At 29.9% G+C, this 19,426-nt stretch carries 19 protein-coding genes; 17 read left to right on the top strand and 2 right to left on the bottom strand.

The window, feature by feature from the left end:
* Nucleotides 1-2: 2 nt before the first annotated feature.
* The 17 genes from BN2409_RS15540 (at nt 3) to BN2409_RS15460 (ending at nt 17,322) form a co-directional block, all read left to right on the top strand.
* Nucleotides 3-2,747 carry a penicillin-binding transpeptidase domain-containing protein gene (locus tag BN2409_RS15540; protein ID WP_053957516.1) on the top strand — a complete coding sequence of 915 codons (2,745 nt, stop codon included), beginning with the start codon at nt 3-5 and terminating at the stop codon, nt 2,745-2,747.
* A gap of 101 nt (nt 2,748-2,848) precedes the next feature.
* Nucleotides 2,849-3,484 (top strand): septum site-determining protein MinC, encoded by a 636-nt coding sequence (gene minC / locus BN2409_RS15535; RefSeq protein ID WP_053957515.1) that lies wholly within the window; start codon nt 2,849-2,851, stop codon nt 3,482-3,484.
* A gap of 34 nt (nt 3,485-3,518) precedes the next feature.
* Nucleotides 3,519-4,313 carry a septum site-determining protein MinD gene (minD, locus tag BN2409_RS15530; protein ID WP_053957514.1) on the top strand — a complete coding sequence of 265 codons (795 nt, stop codon included), beginning with the start codon at nt 3,519-3,521 and terminating at the stop codon, nt 4,311-4,313.
* An 18-nt stretch (nt 4,314-4,331) separates the two neighbouring features.
* A complete protein-coding gene (minE, locus tag BN2409_RS15525) occupies nt 4,332-4,607 on the top strand; it encodes a cell division topological specificity factor MinE (RefSeq protein ID WP_053957513.1) in 276 nt (91 codons plus the stop codon).
* A gap of 192 nt (nt 4,608-4,799) precedes the next feature.
* Nucleotides 4,800-5,906 (top strand): rod shape-determining protein RodA, encoded by a 1,107-nt coding sequence (gene rodA, locus BN2409_RS15520; protein ID WP_199873069.1) that lies wholly within the window; start codon nt 4,800-4,802, stop codon nt 5,904-5,906.
* Nucleotides 5,907-5,928: 22 nt separating this feature from the next.
* Nucleotides 5,929-6,336 carry a methylglyoxal synthase gene (gene mgsA, locus BN2409_RS15515; protein ID WP_053957512.1) on the top strand — a complete coding sequence of 136 codons (408 nt, stop codon included), beginning with the start codon at nt 5,929-5,931 and terminating at the stop codon, nt 6,334-6,336.
* Nucleotides 6,337-6,406: 70 nt separating this feature from the next.
* On the top strand, nt 6,407-7,441 hold the full coding sequence (locus tag BN2409_RS15510; RefSeq protein ID WP_110943219.1) for an FAD:protein FMN transferase: 1,035 nt from the start codon (nt 6,407-6,409) through the stop codon (nt 7,439-7,441).
* 88 nt (nt 7,442-7,529) lie between these two features.
* The gene (locus BN2409_RS15505; protein WP_053957510.1) at nt 7,530-8,255 is read left to right on the top strand and encodes a M23 family metallopeptidase; all 726 of its coding nucleotides are present in this window, start codon (nt 7,530-7,532) and stop codon (nt 8,253-8,255) included.
* A 15-nt stretch (nt 8,256-8,270) separates the two neighbouring features.
* Nucleotides 8,271-9,149, top strand: coding sequence for a M50 family metallopeptidase (locus BN2409_RS15500; protein WP_053957509.1), 879 nt, complete (start codon nt 8,271-8,273; stop codon nt 9,147-9,149).
* A gap of 91 nt (nt 9,150-9,240) precedes the next feature.
* Nucleotides 9,241-11,085 carry a TIGR03960 family B12-binding radical SAM protein gene (locus tag BN2409_RS15495; RefSeq protein WP_053957508.1) on the top strand — a complete coding sequence of 615 codons (1,845 nt, stop codon included), beginning with the start codon at nt 9,241-9,243 and terminating at the stop codon, nt 11,083-11,085.
* On the top strand, nt 11,078-11,794 hold the full coding sequence (locus BN2409_RS15490; protein WP_053957507.1) for a TIGR03936 family radical SAM-associated protein: 717 nt from the start codon (nt 11,078-11,080) through the stop codon (nt 11,792-11,794). Before BN2409_RS15495 ends, BN2409_RS15490 begins: the two co-directional genes overlap by 8 nt.
* Nucleotides 11,795-11,815: 21 nt before the next feature.
* Nucleotides 11,816-13,294: an Rne/Rng family ribonuclease gene (locus BN2409_RS15485; RefSeq protein WP_053957506.1), complete on the top strand. Its 1,479-nt coding sequence runs from the start codon at nt 11,816-11,818 to the stop codon at nt 13,292-13,294.
* A 121-nt stretch (nt 13,295-13,415) separates the two neighbouring features.
* A complete protein-coding gene (gene rplS, locus BN2409_RS15480) occupies nt 13,416-13,760 on the top strand; it encodes a 50S ribosomal protein L19 (protein ID WP_053957505.1) in 345 nt (114 codons plus the stop codon).
* 125 nt (nt 13,761-13,885) lie between these two features.
* Entirely contained in the window at nt 13,886-14,755 is an 870-nt protein-coding gene (gene ylqF, locus BN2409_RS15475) for a ribosome biogenesis GTPase YlqF (protein ID WP_053957504.1), read from the top strand.
* 60 nt (nt 14,756-14,815) lie between these two features.
* Nucleotides 14,816-15,586, top strand: a complete 771-nt coding sequence (locus BN2409_RS15470; protein ID WP_053957503.1) for a ribonuclease HII — start codon at nt 14,816-14,818, stop codon at nt 15,584-15,586.
* A gap of 3 nt (nt 15,587-15,589) precedes the next feature.
* Nucleotides 15,590-17,065 (top strand): hypothetical protein, encoded by a 1,476-nt coding sequence (locus BN2409_RS15465; protein ID WP_053957502.1) that lies wholly within the window; start codon nt 15,590-15,592, stop codon nt 17,063-17,065.
* A 2-nt stretch (nt 17,066-17,067) separates the two neighbouring features.
* Entirely contained in the window at nt 17,068-17,322 is a 255-nt protein-coding gene (locus BN2409_RS15460; protein WP_053957501.1) for an EscU/YscU/HrcU family type III secretion system export apparatus switch protein, read from the top strand.
* Nucleotides 17,323-17,753: 431 nt separating this feature from the next.
* On the opposite strand, the gene BN2409_RS15455 is transcribed toward BN2409_RS15460, so the two are convergent.
* Complete coding sequence (locus BN2409_RS15455; RefSeq protein ID WP_053957500.1) at nt 17,754-18,371, bottom strand: hypothetical protein; 618 nt, start codon at nt 18,369-18,371, stop codon at nt 17,754-17,756.
* Nucleotides 18,372-18,675: 304 nt separating this feature from the next.
* A complete protein-coding gene (gene ribB / locus BN2409_RS15450) occupies nt 18,676-19,314 on the bottom strand; it encodes a 3,4-dihydroxy-2-butanone-4-phosphate synthase (RefSeq protein ID WP_053957499.1) in 639 nt (212 codons plus the stop codon).
* Nucleotides 19,315-19,426: the final 112 nt, after the last annotated feature.

The following is a 19,426-nucleotide window of genomic DNA, read 5'->3' as shown; positions in this document are numbered from 1 at the left end:
AAATGATAGAAAAATTAAAAGATAGACATAATCAAGTAATTTTATTTTTTACCATATTTATATTTATTCTAATTATTAGACTATTTACTCTTACAGTTGTACAGGGAGAAAAATATAAAAAAATGGCAGAAAATATTCGAATTAAAAAAATTCCTATTTCTGCTCCGAGAGGAGATATAAGAGATCGATATGGAAGATTATTGGCTACTAGTGAGCCAAGCTTTACAGTTCAAATCATGAAAAATGAGCTCATTGATGAAAAAATTAATAAAGTAGCCATAAAACTTCTGAATATTTTTATCGAGAATAGTGAAAAATACCAAGATAATTTTCCTATTATTCTAGAAAATGGTAAATTTTCTTATACATTTGACAAGGAAATACAGGAGTGGCTTACTTCTCAAGGATTAACAGGGGTAAAGGATGCAAAGGATGCTTTTAGCTTGTTAAGACAACAATTAGGAATTAATAAAAACTTAAATGATTATGAAGCTCAAACTGAAATGCAAACATCACATAATGTATATCCTCCAATTTCTGTAAAAACTATGAAATTTATACCAGAAATGAAAAAAGAGAATTTTCTACAAAAATATAATTTAAAAGAAAATATGAATGCAAAAGATGCTTTTGTGGCTTTAAAAGAAAAGTTTAAAATAAAAGACGAATATTCTGATGAAGATGTTAGAAAGATATTAGTCATTAGACATGAATTAAAGGAACAAGGATACAGGCAATATCAACCTGTAAAAATCGCATTAAATGTTTCGGCTAAAACAGTCTCGACCATAGAAGAATCAAGTATGGATCTTCCAGGTGTAAATGTGGAAGTAGATCCTATTAGGTACTATCCTAATGGGAATTTAGCATCTCATATTTTAGGATATTTAGGGAAAATTTCTGATCAGGAACAAAAAACATTTACAGCAGCCAAAGGATATACTCCAAATTCACTCATAGGAAAAGATGGATTAGAAAGAGTATATGAAGAAAAACTAAAAGGAAAAGATGGAGCAAAATATGTAGAAGTAGATGTAATTGGAAGACTTGTAAATGTATTAAGAGAACAAAAGCCTCAAAAAGGAGAAACTTTGTATCTATCTATTGATGCAAAGCTTCAAAAGATAGCAGAGGATGCCCTAGAACACGCATTAAAACAAATTCAAGTAGGAGGAAGTTTTAAGAGTGAGTGGGGTGACTACAAATATAGCGCCTTTCCAAATGCTACTTCAGGTGCAGTAGTAGCGCTAGATGTAAATACTGGTGAAGTATTAGCTCTTGCAAATTATCCATCCTTTGATCCTAATTTATTTGCAACGGGTATATCCTCAGAAGCATGGAAATTAGTACAAGATGAAAATCCAAGAGATCCACTATCGCCTCTTCCTCTTTATAATGTGGCTACTAAAACAGCAGTACAGCCTGGATCTATTTTTAAAATGATGACAGGGTTAGCTGCTATAGAACAAGGACTAGATCCACATTTACAGTTATATGATGATGGTTATATAAAATTAGGGGGAAGAAGCTTTGGATGTTGGTTATGGAATGGCTATCATAGAAAACATGGACCAGTAGATCTTTATAAAGCTTTAGAGGTTTCTTGTAACTATTATTTTTATAATGTATCCACAGGATGGGATCATTATAAAAATAAGTCTTTAGGTATTAATATGGGAGCAGACAAAATTTTAGAATATGCCAAAATGTTTGGGCTCGGTCAGTCTACAGGTATTGAAATTAGTGAAAGTGCTTATGGCCTTCCAAATCCTCAACAAAAACTAGCCAATACTAAAATTCTTTTAAAGAGAGATGTTGCATCTCATGCTAGAAAATATTTTGAAGAAACTATATTAAAAGATGAGAAAAAGCTAGAGGAACAAATTCAAAAAATTGTAGATTGGACAGATGAAAATCCATCTAGAGGAGAGCTTATCCATAGAATTGGTAAATTAGATGTAAAAAAAGATCAAGTAGAACCTTTGGCAGATTTAGCAAAATTTAATTATTATATTCAAGCAAAATGGACAAAAGGAGATACTTTTAACTTAGCTATTGGACAAGGACAACATGCTTATACCCCTTTACAGATTGCGAATTATATTGCAACCCTTTCTAATGGAGGATATAAAAATGAAGTTCATCTTGTAAATAAAGTAGGAAGTAGTGAAACGGATGAAAAAATAGAGCATAAAAGAGAAAAGGTACCTCTTAAAGATTCTGAGAACTTAAAGCATGTAAAAATTGGAATGGATAGAGTAACACAAGAGGAGCAAGGGACGGGTAGTAAAACATTTTTAAGATTTCCTATTAAGGTATCTGCAAAAACAGGAACAGCTGAAAAATCAGGAAAGATTCAGCCAAAGGATGAAGTGGCATATTTAGAAAAATATATGGGACGTATTGCTCCAGGAATTTCTAGAAGTGCGATTCAGCAAAAAACAAAAGAATATATGAAAACATATAAAAACGAAGGAATGGCCATGAGAAAAGCTATTAAGGATTTAAGCAATGGTCGTATTACAGATGCAGTACTAGATCAATATAAACCCGATTATGATAACTTTGCATGGTTTGTATCCTATGCGCCTAGTGATCATCCTCAAATTGCAGTAGTTTCTCTTATTTTTCAAGGGGGACATGGAGGATATGCTTCTCCTATAGCAAGAGAGATTATTGCAGAATATTTTGGACTGAATTCAGAAGAATATGACAAAATTCAGTTAGGGAATACACTTACAAATTAGTAAGTGTATTTTTTAACAAAAAAAGAGGATTTGAATAGATTTTGAAGAATTACTTATTCATGTTATAGATTTACTTGCACGAATTTGGAGGTAGTCACTGGATGTACGAAGGAAATTATGTTGCATTCAAAGGAAGTAAAGATGGAATTATTATTTATTTTAAAAAGGATGCAGATTATGTGAAAGTAAGAGATCAATTAATTAAAAAGCTTGAATCTGCCAAAAAATTTTTTAAAGGTGCTAAAGTTATTAGTATTCAAGGAAAAATTTTGACAGACGATGAAAAAAAAGAAATAAAAGAAATCATTCATTCAAGATTTGGAATGATTGTATCAGAGAAAGAAAAAACAAATATTAAAAATATAAAGACACCAAAAAAAGTCTTTGAAGGAATAGAGGAAGGAAATACAAAATTTATTCGTGCGACCATTCGTTCAGGACAAAGAATTAAATTTTCAGGGAATCTAGTCATTATTGGAGATGTCAATCCAGGGGCAGAAATTATAGCAGAAGGAAATATTATGGTTATGGGATCTTTAAGAGGAGTAGCCCATGCAGGTGTTAGTGGAAATGAAAGGGCTTTTGTTGCAGCATATAGTTTACAACCAACACAATTAAGAATTTCTAAAAAAATTGCAAGATCACCAGATCATGAGACAGTAAAGCCTATGGGTCCTGAACTGGCAATGATTAAAAATGGTAGTGTTGTCATTGAACCTTATTTACCAAATAAGTAAGAACTGATTAATGTAAATGATGGAGGGAATGAAAATGGGTGAAGTAATTGTTATAACATCAGGAAAAGGTGGAGTTGGAAAAACTACTACCACTGCCAATCTGGGAACAGGACTAGTTTTGGAAGGTAAAAAAGTAGTCGTTGTAGATGCAGATATTGGTCTTAGAAATTTAGATGTAGTAATGGGACTTGAAAATAGAATTGTATATGATATTGTAGATGTAGTAGAGGGTGTATGTAGGTTAAGGCAAGCACTTATTAAAGATAAAAGATACGATGGATTATTTCTACTTCCTGCTGCCCAAACAAAAGATAAAACGGCTCTTAAGCCTGAACAAATGCAAAATCTTTGTAATGAATTAAAAGAAATTTTTGATTTTGTTATAGTAGATTGTCCTGCAGGAATTGAGCAAGGATTTAAAAATGCTATTGCAGGGGCAGATAGAGCGTTGGTGGTTACTACTCCTGAAATATCAGCTGTAAGAGATGCAGATAGAATCATAGGATTGTTAGAAGCAGCTGAATTAAGAAATCCTCAATTGGTAATTAACAGACTAAGAATTGATATGGTAAAAAAGGGAGATATGATGAATATTGAGGATATGATTGACATATTAGCTATTGATCTTTTAGGTGTTGTCCCTGATGATGAGTATATTGTCATATCTACAAATAAAGGGGAACCTGCTGTAACAGATTCTAGTACCATGGCAGGACAAGCCTATAGAAATATTACAAAACGTATTTTAGGAGAAGAGATTCCATTTCTTGAACTGGAAGGACAAGAAACTTTCTTGTCAAAACTAAGAAAGCTATTTGGAATGAAATAAGAAGGGGGAGAGAAAAGAATGGACGTTTTTAAGCTGTTTAGTAGAGATAGCTCTTCCAGCAAAAATGTTGCAAAAGAAAGATTAAAATTAGTATTAGTACATGACCGAACACATTGTTCTCCTCATTTTTTAGAAATGATAAAAGGAGATATATTAAATGTCATATCTGATTATATAGAAATTGATGAAGCAGGGCTGGATATAAAAATTACAAAGACAAAAAGAAGTATAGACAATGCAATGATTCCTGCACTCATTGCAAATATTCCTATAAAAAAAATGAAGACAAAATAAATAATAAAAAAGTCTACATTGAGAAATTTTCAATGAAAGACTTTTTTATTATTTGCGAAATTATATAAATTTTAAATGAATTTAGAAATTCAGATTTACTATTACAATATTCGTCATAAAATTAGATTTATATTGAGTAAAAAAAGATGAATATGTTATAATCATAATGAAGTATATTAAAAGAGGTGTACAATGATAGATAAAAAATTAATCAAACATATTGATGTAGGAGTTATTATTTTGGTTGTGGTGTTATTTTGTATCAGTTTAATGATGATTAGTAGTGCAACCCATATTACACAAAATGGTATAACTAGAAAAGTACAAATACAAGCTATTGCTTTCTTTTTAGGTATAATTGCAGTGGTGTTTATCTTATTTATTGACTATAATACTTTTGCAAATTTTCAAAAACATATTTATGTTGCTTGTATATTGCTGCTTTTATTAGTATATATACCTGGAATCGGAAAAGAGCAGTTTGGAGCAAGAAGCTGGATCAACTTAGGACCTATTGATATACAACCTTCTGAAATCGTAAAGATAGGGTTTATTCTTTCTTTTGCAAAATTTTTAGAAGATAAGCAAAATAGGTTAGATACGATAAAAGATCTACTTCCAATAGGAGCATATGCAGCTTTACCTGTTTTACTTGTTTTGAAAGAGCCAGATCTTGGAAATGCACTTGTTTTTATGGTTATTATATTTGGAATGATATTTGTATCAGGACTAGATTCCAAGTTAATTGGGAAGGGCATATTTGCTGGAGCTGTTTCTCTACCTCTGGTGTACAAGCTAATGGCTCCACATCAAAGAGTTAGAATTGATGCTTATTTAAATCCTTCTGATCTAAGTCTTCCAGGAAATTATCATGTTATGCAGTCAAAAATAGCTATTGGATCAGGACAACTATTAGGAAAAGGGTTATATCAAGGAACCCAAAATAATTATAATTTTTTACCTGTACAAGAATCAGATTTTATTTTTGCAGTATTAGGAGAAGAGTTTGGATTTATAGGTGGATTTATTATTCTTGTTCTTTATTTTTTATTTTTATATAAAATGATTAAAATTGCAAAAAATGCAAAAGATTTATATGGATGTTTGATTGCTGTAGGAATTACATCTATGTTTGCTTTTCAGATTTTTGAAAATATTGGAATGACTATGGGAGTGATGCCTGTTACAGGAGTAACTCTTCCTTTTCTAAGCTATGGAGGAAGTTCTCTGATGACAAATATGATTGCAATTGGAATTGTCTTAAATATAGGCATGAGAAGACAAAAAATAAATTTTTAAAATGGGTGAGGAGAAGATAAACATGAAAATTGCATTAGTTGCACATGACAAGAAAAAGGAAAGTATAGTCAATTTTACGATAGCCTATCAAGATACTTTAAAAAAGTATGATTTAATTGCTACAGGTACTACAGGGAAAAAAATTGAAGAGGCTACAGGACTAAATGTTACAAAGTTTCAATCAGGACCTTTGGGAGGAGATCAACAGGTAGGAGCTGAGATTGCTCAAAATAAAGTGGATTTAGTAATTTTTTTGAGAGATCCCCTTACTGCTCAACCTCATGAGCCAGATATATTAGCTTTATTAAGATTATGTGATGTTTATAAAATTCCAGTAGCAACGAATATTGCAACAGCAGAAATACTTCTTCGAGCTATGGAAAGAGGAGAGTTTCATTGGAGAGAAATTATTAAAAAATATGATTACTAACGTTTGTAACTCCCAATACAATTGTATTAGGAGTTCAAAAATTTTGGATGTAAAATATGGAGTGAAGAAAATGGGAAAAAAAATTTCTATATGGACTTTATATATTTTTATTCTTTTAATTTTTTTATCAGGATGTAGTAAAGAAATAAAACCAGTTGAAGATTCTAGTTATATGCTTGGAACCTATTTAAAGATTACCATTTGGACAGATGACGAACAGCAGGGTAGACAAATCATAAAAAAATGTTTTGATAGAATTCAAGAAATAGAAAAGAAAATGAGTATCAATTTAGAAGATAGTGAAATTAATAAGATTAATCATGCATCAGGAGAAAATTTTATAAAGGTAAGTCAAGATACAAGCGAAGTTTTAAAAAAATCCCTAATTTATGGAGAATTATCTAAAGGAGCTTTTGATCCTACAACCGGTAAATTGGTGGAGCTATGGGGAATTGGAACAGATAGAGAAAGAATTCCTTCTCAGGAAGAAATAGAAAATGCATTACAATATGTAGATTATCACCTGATAAAACAAAAAGATGAGAAATATTTTAAATTAGAGAAAAAGGGTATGCGTATTGATTTAGGAGGAATTGCAAAAGGGTATGCAGCAGATGAAGTATATAAAATATTAAAAAAAGAAAAAATAGAACATGCCCTAATTAATTTAGGTGGAAATATATATGCAGTAGGGAACAAACTAGATGGATCTCATTGGAAGATTGGAATACAGGATCCACTACAAAAAACAGGTACTCATATGGGGACTTTGGAAATATCGAATCAAGCTGTTGTAACATCAGGAAATTATGAAAGATTTTTTATTCAGAATAATCAAAGATACCATCATATTATAGATCCTTATAAAGGATATCCAGCAGAAAATGGGATTATTAGTGCAACTATTGTTACAGATCAATCTATGGATGCAGATGCACTATCTACAGCAACCTATATATTAGGAGTAGATGAGGGAATGAAGCTTATAGAAAGCCTAGAAAATGTAGAATGTATATTGATTACACAAGACAAAGGGGTATATGTATCATCTGGATTAAAGGAAAAATTTAATATTACCAATGAAAAATTTCAATTAAAGGACTAAAGTGAAAGCTTTAGCCCTTTTAATTTGTGTAATATTTCCTCCTTTTTAACAATACAATGATAGTAGCATCAACATAAGGAGGGGAATTATGAAACCATTATATGATCCAATGAATGTCAATAGACAAAAGAGTATGCCTTATATGAAACCAAAAGACCGACAGAAAGAATTTTATAGTAAGATGTTTAAAAAAACAATATTGTCTATCATTATTGTATTACTGGTTATATGTGTTAAGCATATGAATACACCTATTACAAATAAAGTCACAGGTGTGATTAAAACTTCTCTTAACCATGAGATGAATATGAAAAATACAGCAAAAAAAGTTTTAAGATATGCAAAAGAAATACCTAAAGTACCAGACAAAGTAGTAAATGTTTTTGATCATTTTTCTAAGAGTGAAAATTCAAAGTATAATTTTGTAGTTCCTATGGAGGGCGATATTATTTCTAATTATGGAGAAAATACAGAACCCCTTTTACATACAAAGACATTTCAAAGAGGAGTAGATATACAGGTTAAGGAGAAAAAAGAAATTGTATGTATAGGAGACGGAGAAGTAGTAGAGGTTGGAGAAGGAGATAGCTTAGGAAAGTATATAAAAGTAAAACATAATACAAATATATTTTCTTTGTATGGCAATTGTTCAGATGTTTATGCCAAAAAAGGACAGAAGATACAAAAGGGAGAGTCTATTGCAGTCATTCATAAACCAAAAGAAGAAAATACCTATTTACATTTTGAACTTTGGGTAGATGGAAAAGTAGTAGATCCAACTAATTACATCTCATTTGACAAAAAAATGCTTTAGCAAGGTGGTATATGAATGAGGATTGTAAAAATATTGGGAATAGATATTGAGATGAATCCTTTATTATCTATTGTTTTTTTGATATTTTTTTTATTGGGATATATAAAAAATTTAATAATATCTTTATTTATTGTGCTATTACATGAAGGTGCTCATATGATAGCTGCAAAAAAATTTGGGTATCAACTTAGTAGCATTGAGCTTTTTCCCTTTGGAGGAGTGGCGAAAGTAGTAGGAGAGGTAGCTATACATCCATCTCATGAAATATTTATTGCAGCAGCAGGACCACTTTTTAATTTAGTAATGGCTTTATTAGGGTATGAATTATACAATGCAGGAATGTATACCCATGAATTATTTGTTTTTTTTATTTTATCGAATTTTATAATTGGGATATTCAATTTAATTCCTATATTGCCATTAGATGGAGGAAGGATTATAAGAGCTTATTGTGCTTATTTTATAGGAATCAAAAAAGCTACTAAATTGGTAGCTATTTTATCTAAGAGTATAAGTGTTATACTTTTTATGATAGGGATTTTATTATATAGGTCTAATCCATTTCATATTTATTTATCTTGTTTAGCTATTTTTTTGTATATTGCTGCATGTAAAGAATATAAGATGGCAGCTTTTATTTTTATGAAAGAAATTAGTCTAAAGAAACAACACCTTCTTCAAAGGGGCATGTTACATACAAAACATTTGACGGCTTTAAAAAATACTTCTATTCAAGAAGTACTAAATCAGTTTATTCCAAGAAAGTATTATATGATTATTGTAATGGATGAAAAATGCAATATGATGGGTATGCTAACAGAAAATGATTTGTTTGAAGGAATGATAAAATACGGTGTAAATACAACACTAGAAAAGTTGTTAATAAATAAGTAAAATGGTAGAATAGTAATACAAAAACATTGAGTATCAAAGAATATAAAAGTAGAGATAATACAAAAGAGAAGATATTTTTAGGAGGAAAAAGATGAACAGACCAAAGCTTCAGGAATTACTTTTACAAGTAGAAAAACCAGCAAGATATATAGGACAAGAAATAAACTCTGTGAACAAATCATTAGAGGATGTTTCCATAAGATTTGGATTTTCTTTTCCAGATGTTTATGAGGTAGGTATGTCTCATTTAGGTATGCATATTTTATATAATCTAAAAAATAAACAAAAAGATATTTTTTGTGAGAGAATATTTGCACCATGGATGGATTTAGAGAATCTTTTAAGAAAAGAAAACATTCCACTATTTACATTAGAAAGTCATAGTCCTATTAAAGATTTAGATATGATCGCCTTTACTCTTCAATATGAGCTAAGTTATAGCAATATATTAAATATATTAGATCTAGGACATATTCCTATTAAAAGTGAAGATAGAAAAAAAGATTATCCTTTTATTATGGCAGGAGGACCTTGTGCTTATAATCCAGAGCCTTTGGCAGAGATTATAGATTTTTTTGTGTTAGGAGAAGGAGAAGAAGTAAATCTTGAAATACTAGCAAAATATAAAGAGTGGAAAAAAAGAAAAGCTTCTAAAGAAGAATTTTTAGAAGAAATTGCAGATATCAAAGGTGTATATGTTCCTAAATTTTATGATGTAGTTTATCATGAAGATGGTACTATCAAAGAATTTATACCTAAAAGTGAAACATATCCTAAAAAAATAACAAAAAGAATTATAAACAATTTAGATGATATTTATTACCCACAAGAGGTGATTGTACCCTTTACAGATATTGTTCATAATAGAGCAATGGTAGAGATTTTTAGGGGATGTACAAGAGGCTGTAGATTTTGTCAAGCAGGAATGATCTATAGACCTGTAAGAGAAAGAAGTATAGAGAAAGTAAAGACTTTAGCAAAAAAACTTTTAGAAAATACAGGATATGAAGAATTATCTTTATCATCTTTAAGTACAAGTGATTATTCTCAAATTGAACCACTTATTGAGCATTTGATGAAAGAAAATGAAAAAGACAAAATAGGATTGTCTTTGCCATCTTTAAGACTAGATAAATTCCCACTAGAAGTCATTGAGCAAATACAAAAGGTTAGAAAAACAGGACTTACTTTTGCACCAGAGGCAGGAACTCAAAGGCTTAGAGATGTTATTAATAAAGGGATTACAGAAAAAGATTTAATAGATGCTATGAAAGATGCTTTTTCTCTTGGATGGAATAGCATAAAGCTTTATTTTATGATTGGTCTTCCTACAGAAACCTATGAAGATTTAGATGGAATTGTGGATTTAGCCTATAAAGTAGTAAATCTTTATTATGATACTCCAAAAGAGAAAAGAGGAAAGGGACTTAAAGTAACTATTAGTACGTCTTCTTTTGTTCCAAAGGCATGTACTCCTTTTCAGTGGCATGGACAAGACTCTATTGAAACTTTAAAAGAAAAGCAATACTATTTGAAAGAAAAATTAAGACATAAAAACATAAAATACAATTATCATGATACAAAAACAAGCTTTTTAGAAGGAGTGTTTGCAAGAGGAGATAGAAAAGTAGGAAAGGTTTTAATGAAAGCTTGGGAATTAGGATGTAAGTTTGATGGTTGGGGAGATCATTTTGATTATGAAAAATGGATGCAAGCTTTTGAAGATTGTCATATAGATCCTCATTTTTATGCAAATAGACAAAGAAGTTACGATGAAATTTTTCCGTGGGATTTTATTGATATAGGTGTGAGTAAAGAATATTTAAAAAAGGAAAATGAAAAGGCACACAAGGGCATATTAACCCCTGATTGTAGAAAAGGATGTAGTGCCTGTGGAATCAATAAAGGAAGTCTAGGGGGTGTATGTAATGTATAAAATTAGAATTCGATTTACAAAAAAAGAATGGATGATTTTTATTTCTCATTTGGATTTATTAAGACTTATGGAAAGAGCTTTAAGAAGGGCTAGGATTTCCTTATCTTTTTCTCAAGGATTTAATCCCCATCCAAAGATTTCTTTTGCTACAGCTCTAGCTTTAGGAGTATCTAGTGATGGAGAATATATGGATATAGAAGTAGAGGAACAAATAGATTTAGAATGGTTTAAAAAAACAATAAACGAAGAATTACCACAAGGGATTGAAGTATTAGGATGTAAATATATCCCTATAAAGAGTGAAGCATTAATGGCGTTTATAGAGTATTCTACTTATATGATTAAATGTCCTTTCACACAAAAAATGAAAGAGTGTGATATAAAAAATATTATGGATCAATTGATGAATGAAGAAGAAATATGGATGGAAAAAACAGTAAAGAAAAAAGGAAGAGAACAAAAAAAAGTAGTAAATATTAGACCTTTAATAGAAAAAATAGAATTATCAAGTCATGAAGAAGATTATTGTATATTGAAGATGTTATTAAAGGCAGGAAGTAAAGGAAATATAAAACCAGAAGTTGTCATACAAAAACTAGAAGAAATTTTCCATATGCCTATAGATGCTCAAAAAATTCGTATTCATAGGTTAGACTTGTATGGGTTGGAGAACGAAAAACTAGTTACACCATTAGATATAACTGCATAATGGTTGTAGGAGGGTATGGGAATGAATGAAATTGTTGTGGATGCTAGTTTAAATCAAATTAGAGTTGCTCTTTTAGAAGATGAAGAGTTGTCAGAAATATATATGGAAACAGATCATTATAAAAGAGTAGTAGGAAATATCTATAAAGGAAGAGTGACAAATGTATTGCCAGGTATGCAGGCAGCATTTGTAGATATGGGTCTTGAAAAAAATGGCTTCTTATATGTAAAAGATGCAATTCCTTATTCACAAGGAAAAAAAGGGATATCTATTAAAGAGGCTGTCAAAAATGGACAAGAGATTATTGTTCAAGTAACCAAAGAACCTATGGGAACAAAAGGAGCAAGAGTGACCACTCATTTGACACTTCCAGGAAGATATTTAGTTTTAATGCCAGGAAATAATTATGTTGGGATTTCTAGAAGAATAGAAAAAGAAGAAGAAAGAGATAGGCTTAGAAAAATAATAGAGCAAATTAGACCACAAAATGTGGGAATCATCATAAGAACAGCTGGAGAGGGAAAAGAAGAAAAAGAATTAAAAGATGACTTGAAATTTTTATTAAAGCTATGGCAAAAAATTGAAAAAGAAAAAAAATTAGGATTTGCTCCAAGAGTTATTTATAAAGACATGGATCTATTGCATCGAACAGTAAGAGATTCATTTACTCAAGATATAGATCAATTTATCATTAATGATAAAGAAAAGTATAAGAGTATTTTAGAGTTGGTGGAATTAATAGATCCTAATTTAAAAGATAGAGTAAAATATTTTAATATAGACATGAATATTTTTGATCATTATAAAATTGAATCTATGATTTCTGATGCTATTTCTAGAAGAGTATGGTTAAAAAGTGGAGGATATTTGGTGATTGATCAAACAGAGGCTTTAACAGTAATAGATGTAAATACAGGAAAATATGTAGGAAATCTAGATTTAGAAGACACCATTACAAAGACAAATAAAGAAGCTGCACAAGAGATTGCAAAACAATTAAGGCTTAGAGATATTGGTGGAATCATTATTGTAGACTTTATTGATATGGATCATGAGGATACACAAAGGGAAGTTTTAGAGATTTTACAAAAATCTCTTTTAAAGGATCGAACCAAAACAAATGTATTAGGAATTACACAGCTTGGTCTTGTAGAAATGACTAGAAAGAAAATAAGAGGAAGAATTAGTTCGATTATGCAAAAAAAATGTCCTTATTGTGAAGGAACTGGAAGAGTTTTATCTGAATATATGGTAATGCAGAAAATAGAAAAAGAAGTAAAAAGAATTGCCATACATACCAATTCAGAAGGAGTACTTTTTGAGGTATCACCTACTTTAGAAAAAATTCTTTCTACAGATGCAAAAGGATTTATGATTGAACTTGAGAATTTAACAAACATAAAAATATTTATTCAAAAAAATATAGAGGTTCATGATGATGAATATGTAGTAAAAACCATGGGAAAAATAGAAAAAATAAAAAATATGCTACAAGAATAGAATTATCACATCTTTTTGTTGTATTGTTTCTAATAGTATGTTATAATCATTTTGGCAATACGGGCGTTCCTCTGTTACATAAAGGATAATATGAACGTCTAGGAAGGAAGGAGGGACAACCATGGATATCATTAAAGCATTAGAGCAAGAACAAATTAAATCTGATCTTCCTCAATTTAACGTAGGTGATACAGTAAAAGTACACTTAAAAATTAAAGAAGGAACTAGAGAAAGAATCCAGGTTTTTGAAGGTTTTGTTTTAAAAAGACAAAACGGTGGATTAAGAGAAACATTTACAGTAAGAAGAATTTCTTACGGCGTTGGAGTAGAAAGAACTTTACCATTACATTCTCCTAAAATCGAAAAAATCGAAGTAGTGAGAAGAGGTAAAGTAAGAAGAGCAAAACTTAACTACATCCGTGAGTTAAGAGGAAAAGCTGCAAAAATTAAAGAAAAAAGATTCTAATAAAGGGGACTGGATACAGTCCCTTTATTACTATCTAAAAATAAAAAATGATCCATACATAAAAAATAATATATAAATTTTTCGCAATTGAAATTTAAAATAAAGTGTAAAAGAAGGGGTTATAAATGGAACAAATCAATTGGTACCCAGGGCATATGAAGAAAACAAAAGAATTAATTCAACAAAATTTAAAGCTTGTAGATGTAGTGGTAGAGCTTTTGGATGCAAGGATTCCTTTAAGTAGTAGAAATCCTCAGATTGATGATATTGTATCTAAAAAACCTAGAGTAATTATATTAAATAAAAGTGATTTGGCAAATACAAATCAAACACGTAAGTGGATGGAGTATTTTAAAAGCAAGGGACTTTGTGCTGTATCTGTAAATACTATGAACGGCTTAGGTTTTAATGAGTTAACACAAGCTATTCATGATGCCTTTAAAGAAAAAGCAAATCAGATGATAGAAAAAGGTATGAAAGTGAGACCTGTGAGAGTAATGATTGTTGGGGTTCCTAATGTAGGGAAATCTTCTTTAATTAATAGATTAACAGGTAAAAAAAGTGCTAAGACTGGAAATAAGCCAGGTGTTACAAGAGGAAAGCAGTGGGTAAGATTAAAAGGAAATATTGAGCTTTTAGATACACCAGGGATTTTATGGCCAAAGTTTGAAGATCAAAACGTAGGGTTAAAATTAGCATTTACAGGAGCCATTAAGGACGATATATTAGATATAGAAACAATTGCTTTAAGACTTATCGAATTTTTATCTGAGAATTATCCTGATGATTTAATGGAAAGATATAAATTAGATGAATTAGATGAACAAGGAATTGATAACATGGATAAAATAGCTAAAAAAAGAGGATGTATTTTATCAGGAGGAAGAATTGATTATACAAGAGTTGCAAATATTGTGATAGATGAATTTAGAGAAGGAAAAATTGGAAGAATTACTTTGGAGACGCCTAATGATTTTATAGAAACTATTGAATAAGTTTGTAAAAAGGTACTATTGAATGAGTACCTTTTTATTGTATATAGAGGAGGTAGGGATATGGAATTTAGTAATATGAGTGTAAAAGAAATTAATAATTTTATAAATAGTTTATCTATTGAAGAAGCTATGAAGGAAATGAATCAATTGAAAGAAGATAAAAGATCATCTGTTCAAAAAATTGCACAAAAGATCAATAAACAATATAAAAACTATTTAGATGAAAAAGAAAGAGTAAAAAATCTATGGAATTATGAAAAAAAGATAGGTTGTCATTTGATTGCAGGTATTGACGAGGCAGGAAGAGGTCCATTAGCAGGACCTGTAGTAGCAGCAGCAGTAATATTACCTCATGATCTGTTTATAGAAGGAATTAATGACTCTAAAAAAATATCTGCCAAAAAAAGAGAACAGATATTTGATGTAATAACAAAAGAGGCAATTAGTATAGGGGTAGGGATTGTAGATGAAAAGATAATTGACAAAATCAATATATTTGAAGCTACAAAATTAGCTATGAAAATGGCTGTTGAAAAACTTTGTACTCACCCAGAATATTTATTAATTGATGCAGTGAAATTGACCGATATACATATAAATCAAATGAGCATAGAAAAAGGAGATGCAAAAAGTATTTCTATTGCAGCTGCTTCTATTATTGCGAAAGTTACAAGGGATAGAATCATGGATGATTTTCATGAAAAGTATCCACAATATGGTTTTATTCATCATAAAGGATATGGAACAAAGGAACATTATGAAAATATCCAAAAATATGGAATTCTTTCTATTCATAGAAAAAGTTTTTTAAAAAATATAATGGGTGATTAGATTATGAAAATTAATGTAATGTCTCCAAATTCTCTGAATGTAGGAGAACAATCTAAAGAAGTACAATTAAAAGCAGGACAGATCATTCAAGGAAAAATATGTGAAATACTTGAAGATATGATTATGCTTAAAATGAGTAATGGCAAAATGCTATCTGCAAAGCTAGAGGTAGGATTAAATGCAGGGGTAGATGAATCTTTCAAATTTCAAATTAAAGAAGCAAATGAAAAGCAAATTCTCCTAACACCTATTTTAGAAGGACAAGATCACATAGAAAATGAAATAGAAAATAAAATAATGGATGTATTAAAAGGTTTTGAAATGAAAGGGACAAAGGAAGAAATATCTCTCATTCAAACTCTGATTAAAAATGAAATCCCTGTAACAAAAGAAAATGTAACAGGCTTTATGCAAATGAAAAGTGCTTTTCAAAAAATGGAGAATATGGGTATAAATCCATCTATCCAAGATTTAAAACTAGAGGAGCCTATTATAGAAGTATTTAAAAATATTATAAAGAGTCAGAGTGAAAATAATTCTATAGAACAAAATAATACCAAAAATTTAGAAAATAACCAGATGACAGATCATAAAGTTTTAATAGGAAATAAGGAACTTATACAAAAGCAAGATTCTATAGATCATAAAGATTTTGTGCAAAAGCAGGAAATTTTAAAAAATTTATCAGAAAATGAAGGGAATATGAAGTATAAAGATATAGGGATTCAAAATATGGATGATGAAAAAATTGTTTTTTTGTCTAAAAATAATTTAACAGTTAATTTAGGTAATGCTATTCAATTAAATCGTATTCTGTATAAAGATGATCCTATTGGAAAACAAATAGATCACTTGATGAAAAATCTTTATGAAAATGAAAAAACAGTTCCTTTGGCTAAGGAGATAGAAAATATATTAGGAAAAATAAAAAATATGGTTGAAACAAAGGATTTTAAGCCTCAAGAAATATTCAAGGAATTGTATGCAAAATTAGAAACTATAAAAAGCACAATTGAAGGTTTAGATAAAAAAGAAGGAGTTTTAAATCAAATAGATCAAATCAAAGATGGATTAGATTTTATGAATAAACTCAATCAATCTCAAGCTTATGTACAAATTCCGATTCCTACCCATAAAGAATATCAAAATATGGACCTGTTGATTGTAAAGGATCATAAAAGTAAAAAGAAAATTGATCCGAATCATGTGAAGTTATTAATCTCTTTAGATACAAAAAATATGGGACAAGTACGTACACTTATTGATATTAAAGAAAAAAATATTACATGCAATTTTAAGCTAATCGAAGATAAAATAAAAGAAATATTTTTAAAAAATGAAGAAAAATTAAAAGAATCTTTAGAGAGATTAGGATATCATAGTGTTTATGTACAATATGGAATTTTAAATGAAGAAAGTATTGTAGGAGATTTAATTTCATCAAAGAAATTTACAAACTTTATTGATTTGAAGGTGTAGATATGGATAAAAAAGAAATTGCAGTAGCTTTAAAATATGAACAAGATAAAAATACAGCTCCATTAATCGTAGCAAAAGGAGAAGGATATGTTGCACAAAAGATTAAAGAAAAAGCAAAAGATGAGAATATTCCTACTTATGAAGATGAAAAGCTAGCACGTCAGTTAAGTCACTTAGCTATTGGAGAAGAGATTCCTCCAGAACTTTATGAAGTAGTAGCAGAAATATTAGCTTTTATTATTGATTTGGATCGATAATAAAAGTGAGAGATCTATTTCATTTCCCTGGGAATAATTTTTATAATCTAAAATTACTCTTATACAATCCATTAACAGATATCCATTATCTTATGTTCTTTCAGTTCATTATCTTAGGTGCCTAAAGGAACTTTGTCTAGAGTGAATGGTCCAAATACTACATAAAATACTAAGAACAGCTGATATTGTTTCTAGACTGATGGGGTTGAATACAATATCAATATGTATATGTAGATTCATATGACCACCTCTAACCATAAGATTTTTTTAAAATTTATTTTTGGTTAATGGAGAGGTATAAGAGTAATTATTTAAATTATTTACAAATGAATAAATTTTATACACTATATGAATTCATTGTTATATAGTGATAAATAAAAAGTTATGTAAAAAGACAATCGCCATCTAGTTACAAGGACTAAGAAATTGATTTATTCAAAATATGATAAAAAAACTTCTGTTTCAACAGTTGTTGCTTCTTTTGTGGTGTAATCAAAGTGTACACTGATATGAACTCCATTTAATTCAAAAGACATGACACCAATACTTCCATCAGGATTTTTAAATTCATCAAAGGATTCTACTTTGTCTTTAAATGCTTTTTTTACATCGTCTATCATCATTCCTTTGCATTTAATACCATCTACTAAAACATTGTCTGTATCGTACTGTCCAGTCCATGATGGATCTTTATATGTTATTTCATATTCATTCACAATACATTCTTCAAAAGGAAGGGTATCCTTTGTATTATTTAGAAAGCTTACCATACCTACGATCTTATTGTCTTTACTTACATAAGCGGCTACATCATAAGTCATAGTTGGCATTTTTTCTCCAGCAATGTCTTCTTTTAATGTCTTGTCTAATGTTACCTTATACCCTGCATCGATAAATGCTTGTAAAGTAGATTGTCCAAGTAGAATTTTTGCACCATTTACGTCAATCGGCAATGGCTTAAAAGCAGGTTCTTGATCACCACATCCTACCATTGAACATACCAAAAGCATACTTAATAAAATCATTACTATTTTTTTTGTTTTTAACATATTATCACCTCCTTTTTTGTAAATGTTATTATAAGCTTTAATTTTTATTCAGTCAATTGATTTATTTCTAGTTTTATATTTTTTTGATATATAATGATTATGTTTTTAAATATAGTTTCTTAGGAGTTTTCTTATAATGAAAAGATAAAGCCACAAAAAAATCATAGATTTTAACCTATGATTTTTTATAATATATAGGAAATTATGGTCTATTCATAAATTTTATTTTCATAATTTCCGTAATGTATTAGGGCAAAGTCTACTTAATAAATCTTTTGAAGAAAGACTTTGTTCTTTTAGTTTTTTACATATTCTGTTTATATTCTACAATATCCTCAATAGAAACAACGGTCATATCATGTGCTTTAGCAAAGTGAACGATTTGTGGTAGGCGGGCCATAGTTCCATCAGGATTTGTAAGTTCGCATAAAATTCCTGCAGGTTTATATCCTGCTAAACGCATAAGATCAACAGTGCCTTCTGTATGACCACGTCTAGCTAAAACACCGCCTTTACGGGCACGAAGTGGGAAAACGTGACCAGGATGAGCCAAATTTTCAGGTTTGCAGTCATCTTTTACAGCAGTAAGAATGGTAGTCACTCGATCAGAAGCAGAAACCCCTGTAGTAACTCCATCCTTAGCTTCAATTGAGATGGTAAATGCAGTTTCGTATTTACATGTGTTATCAGGTACCATTTGAGGTAAATCTAATTTTTTAACTTTTTCTTCTGTGAGACAAAGACAAACAATACCACTACATTCCCTAATTAACATAGCCATTTGGGGTATGGTAATGGTCTCGGCAGGGAAAATAAGATCTCCTTCATTTTCACGATTTTCATCATCAACAAGAAGGATGCCCTTGCCATCTCTAAGATTATCCAATGCTTTTTCTATACGTGTTCTAGAATTTCCAAACTGAGCTAATAATGGTTCATTCATTTAAATTTCCTCCAAATTATAATAAATTTTACATAAAGTACCTTGGTTTTTCTAAAAATGTATGCATATAAAAAATCCCCTTAAGCAACCTTAAGGGGATCAAAAAGCATAA

Origin of the sequence: Inediibacterium massiliense (genome assembly GCF_001282725.1) — a bacterium.
Taxonomy (GTDB): Bacteria; Bacillota; Clostridia; order Peptostreptococcales; family Thermotaleaceae; genus Anaerophilus; species Anaerophilus massiliensis.
This window is presented reverse-complemented; position numbering and strand designations above follow the sequence as displayed.